This window comes from Streptomyces sp. NPDC002671 (assembly GCF_053592475.1).
On sequence record NZ_JBSFVU010000123.1, the window covers coordinates 1 to 4,708 of the forward strand.

At 61.3% G+C, this 4,708-nt stretch carries 4 protein-coding genes; all 4 read left to right on the forward strand.

Going from position 1 to position 4,708, the window contains the following annotated elements:
* The first annotated feature begins 320 nt into the window (after window positions 1–320).
* Window positions 321–815, forward strand: coding sequence for a hypothetical protein (locus ACWD35_RS44860; protein WP_451357079.1), 495 nt, complete (start codon window positions 321–323; stop codon window positions 813–815).
* A gap of 511 nt (window positions 816–1,326) precedes the next feature.
* Window positions 1,327–2,484, forward strand: a complete 1,158-nt coding sequence (locus tag ACWD35_RS44865) for a DUF6545 domain-containing protein (protein WP_451357080.1) — start codon at window positions 1,327–1,329, stop codon at window positions 2,482–2,484.
* A 206-nt stretch (window positions 2,485–2,690) separates the two neighbouring features.
* A complete protein-coding gene (locus ACWD35_RS44870) occupies window positions 2,691–4,109 on the forward strand; it encodes an aldehyde dehydrogenase family protein (RefSeq protein ID WP_451357081.1) in 1,419 nt (472 codons plus the stop codon).
* Between the two features lie 212 nt (window positions 4,110–4,321).
* Window positions 4,322–4,708 (forward strand): ISAzo13-like element transposase-related protein (locus ACWD35_RS44875; RefSeq protein WP_451357082.1); only part of this gene is annotated, 387 nt, incomplete at its 3' end.

Consider the following 4,708-nt stretch of genomic DNA (forward strand, 5'->3'; position numbering starts at 1 on the left):
TCCGCCGCAACGCCCGCGACCCTCGCCGCCCCCTCGCACTCCTCGGCCTCGGATGACCACGAACCGGACGTCATGCGACTACAACGAAGCCCTGGACCGTACTCAGCGGATGAAGCGGTGTCAACTGATCCACTGGGGCCTCTGGTGCTGCCCTGCGGCCCGAAAAACTGCTGCATAAGGACAACCTGCGCAAAGCGTTGGAGAATTTTCAGCCAAACGCGAGCGCAAGGCCGGACGCACGTGGTCAGGGTGGCGGGCGGCAGCCTAGGGTGGATCGCGCCCTTATCCGCCCCGAAGGATCTTCACTTGGAGTTGAAGACTTGGCCCGAAGTAGCAGTGCCAGCAACGGCACCACTGGCCCGTCCTCCCTGGCTCGACGGCTCGAAGACATCATCAACGCGTACTACCGTGGCAACCGGCCTCCTTACAGCAAAATCGCTGCGGAGATCCACGAAAGTACGGGACGCATGTTTTCGGCCACCTACCTCTGGGAACTCGCGACGGGCCGGAAGCATAACGTGACTCGCGATCATCTCCGGGTGCTGGCAGAGCACTTCGGAGTCACGCCGGACTACTTCACCGATGAGGAGGTCTCCGAACGGGTCAGACGTCAGATGGAGTTCGCCGTGGCTCTGGGAAACAGCAAGGTGCGCAATCTGGCCTTCCGCGCTGACGGGCTGTCGGAGGCAGGGCTCGACGCCCTGCTCGCTGTGGTGAACGCAATGTCCAGCGAATCCGGCGAGGGAGAGACTCCCGCCGCTTCGGTCGGCAAGGACAGAGGAGAGCGTCGTGACACCCACAGTCGGCGCAAGTAAAGGGAACATCGGGTGAGGGGAACAGGCGAGTACAGTGAGTTGCAGCGTCGCTGTAGGGCGATTCTGCGAGACCTCGGTGTCCATCGATCGCTCACCCTCGACGAGGTTCGCGAGCGAGTGGAAGAACTCAGGGGGCGCCCACTCATTCTCAAGGAGCTACCCGACCACATAGCGACCGCTGGAGCGTGCGGACTATGGGTGGGCACCGATGACGCGGACTACATATTTCACGAGGTCCGCACAGCGCGTGTCCACCAGGACCATATAATCCTGCACGAACTCGCCCATATAATCTGTGACCATCATCGAGTCGATTCAAATGACAGCATGTTCGGTGAGATGCTAGGCAATCTCCAGCCCCATATGATCAAGCGCCTGATGGGAAGGACTAGCTATACGACCAACGAGGAGCGGGAAGCCGAAATGATAGCCAGTCTTATACAGAGCATTGGGAAGCCCGCTCGGCCTAGGGGCCCTCTTGGCCGCCTCGGGGCATTTATGGGGTTGAACGATGGTGAATGAGCTGGCACAGATCATCGGTTGGTGTAGCGTCGCCGTCTTGTGGGTATCGCTTGCCGGGCGAGCCAAAGCGGCCATGCGCTCACGGCATCATCGTCGCCACTGGCTCGTTGTGTTGACAGCGGCAGTAGCAATTACGCTTTTTCAACCACAAGTAATTGTTTGGGCCGTAAACGTCACAGGGAACGCTCACGCGATCACTCTGGCTCGCAATCTTATTGGTGTGTTGAGTGGAGGGCTCTCAATCCTATTCCTCATCGACTCCACCAGCGGCCGCCGTCTCCGCCTGGTGGGTTTGGTGCAATTGATGGTCATTTTGTTCGTTCTTTTTTTTATTGATTTTCTTCAAGGCGACTACCCTGGCCCGAATATTCCTTCCTCGGGCGAGCCTGCAACGCCGTCAATTTCTTATTGGGTCATTGTTATCGGCGCACACTTGGTTGCGGATACCCTCGCCACCGCCATCTGCTGTAAGTACAGCCAGCGGACAGGTGACCGTGAACTCGCGTGGTCGCTGCGGCTATACGCTGCCGGATCCATCATTGCCATCGTTTTCTGGGGACTCTATCTGGTTCATTTGTTCGATCGAATACCCGGCGCCCTTCCTTATATGTTGGTGATTGTCAATACCCACGGAATCTTTCGCGCGGCCCTGTTGCTGGTGCCTACTGGTAGTGCCTTCGTGAGGAGGGCAATAGCCCTGCGGACGACTTGGGTGCTATGGCCGCTATGGCGGGATCTGTTGACCGCAGTACCAAACGCTGCGCTGGTGGAACCACAGCAGACCCGGGTGAAAGAAGTGTTGAAGCCGCACGTCCCGTTGGCGCTCCAAGCGCACCGTCAGACTATCGAGACCTACGACGCCCTTCTGGACCTGCAGTCTTACGTCCGGCCGGAAGCATACGAGCAGGCGCGCAGACACGCCGAGCGAGCTGGTACTTCGACAGATGGACTTGAGGCGGCCTCCCTCGCGGGGGCCATAGGGCTGGCCCGGAGAATGAAGCTAGCTGGGCAAGCACCGTCTGCTCCCCATCCCCTCCCTGGGGTCGAGGCTGGCAGCTCAGTGTTGCTTCTCGCAATCGCCCGGCATTGGCCGTCGATGAGGGATGCACTCCCCATGCCACAGCAGTCGACGGCACTGCACCCCTAGGCCGCCCTGTGCTGGGGATGGCTTACAGGTTCTCTATCCGAACCGCAGACTCGATCAGGCGATCTTCAACATACCTGATTCAGGTGGCATTTTCCGTCCAGGATTCGTCGCCCCGTGCCGACTGGATTTCGACGTGTGACCTGGTGTGCATACAGTTTCCAGGCTATATTTCCGCTATCGCCAATGGTCTATGGAGGAGGATGCTTGTGACTGTACACGACGAGGTTTTCATCGGAGGGCAATGGAGAGCTGCGGTCGGAACCGATGCCATTGATGTGGTCAACCCGGCCAATGAGCAGATTATCGGGACCGTTCCGGCCGGTTCTACAGCGGATGTTGACGCCGCAGTCAACGCGGCTCGATCGGCACTGTCAGCGTGGGCATTCACAGCACCCACCCGCCGTGCCGAGCTACTGATTGCGCTGTCTAACGAACTCGCTGTCCACCAGGACCAGATGGCGTCGCTCATCACAGCTGAGGTTGGCACCCCAATCGGGTTCTCCCGTAGGGTGCAGGCCGGTTTGCCGGTCACCATGACGCGTTTGCATGCCGAGCTTGTGGCCGACTTCGCCTTCGAAAAGCGAATGAATAATTCGCTTGTCCTGCTTGAGCCCGTTGGTGTCGTCGGCGCCATTACTCCGTGGAATTATCCGCTGTACCAAGCCGTCTGCAAGGTTATTCCCGCCCTCGCCGCGGGCTGCACGGTGGTCCTCAAGCCTGCGGAGCTGACCCCTCTGTCGGCCCAATTGTTCACGGAGTGCGTAGCAGCGGCAGGCTTCCCTGGGGGGGTCTTCAACCTCGTCACCGGCAGGGGGACCGAAGCTGGGGAGGCGCTAGTGCGCCATCCCGGGGTCGACATGATCTCGTTCACGGGTTCCACTGCTGTCGGCAAGCACATTGGTTCTGTTGCCGGCGCTGCTGTTAAGCATGTCGCCCTTGAGCTCGGCGGTAAGTCCGCTAACGTCATCCTTCCTGGAGCAGACCTCGCACGAGCTGTCCGTGCCAATGTCGCCGACGTCGTTCGCAACGCAGGGCAGTCTTGTAACGCGTTGACGCGCACGGTGGTCCACGCGGATGACTATGAAGAGGCGGTTCGGGTCGCCGCCGAGGAGATTGCTGCCTTCGCTCCCGGCGATCCGGCCGATTCCGAATGCCGTCTAGGCCCGGTGGCGAGCAGCGCCCAGCAGGAGAAGGTCCGCGACCACATCCATCGGGGCCTGGTAGAAGGCGCTCGTCTTGTCGCGGGTGGCCCTGAGGCCCCCGACGGTCGCGACAAGGGCTACTACATCCGTCCCACAGTATTCGCTGATGTCACCGCCGAAATGAGCATTGCTCGCGAGGAGATCTTCGGTCCCGTGCTCTCCTTGATGAGGTACGAGGACGAGGGGGATGCCCTGCGCATTGCCAATGACTGCGACTACGGCCTCGCAGGGTCCGTCTGGGCAGCCGACGAGAAGCAGGCAATCACCTTCGCGCGTTCGATGGCGTGTGGCCAAGTGACGGTTAACGGCGGCGCTTACAACCCGCTTGCGCCCTTCGGTGGCTACAAGCAGTCAGGCGTCGGGCGAGAGCTTGGCGAGCATGGCCTCATGGAGTTTTTGCAGACCAAGTCGCTTCAGCTCTGACCTTCTTGAATCAAGGCCGCCTGCCTTGCACGTCAAGCGTGGTGCCCCAGCACGTCTGTAGGGCAGGCGGTTCGAGGACGTATCGCTTCCGCGGGATCTTGAGGTTGAGCGTCGACCTGCCGTCGCTGACGACGTTCGGCTCGTCAATGTCGGGCTAAGGGCTTGCAGATCATCAAGGTGTTGCTTCCCGCTCTGGAGCTCGTTGGTGTGGTATGCGCATCCCGGACGAGACTCAAGCCCAACTTGCTGTGAAGTTCGCAGTGTTGTTCCCGCATCTGGATGAGCGGCAGCGGCGGCTGCTGATGGGAGCGGAGGCCCGGGTGCTGGGGCATGGCGGGATCCGGGCCGTCGCGCGGGCAGCCGCGGTGAGTGAGACCACGGTCCGCAAGGGCGTGTCCGAGCTGGAGGCTGGAGAAGAGCCGCTGGGGCGGGTGCGGCGGCCGGGAGGGGGCCGCAAGCGAGTCGCGGATCTCGATCCGGGACTGCGGCCCGCGCTGCTGGCACTGGTCGAGCCGGACGAGCGGGGTGATCCGATGTCGCCGCTGCGGTGGACGGTGAAGTCGACCCGCACCCTCGCGCGGGAGCTGGCCCGGGCCGGG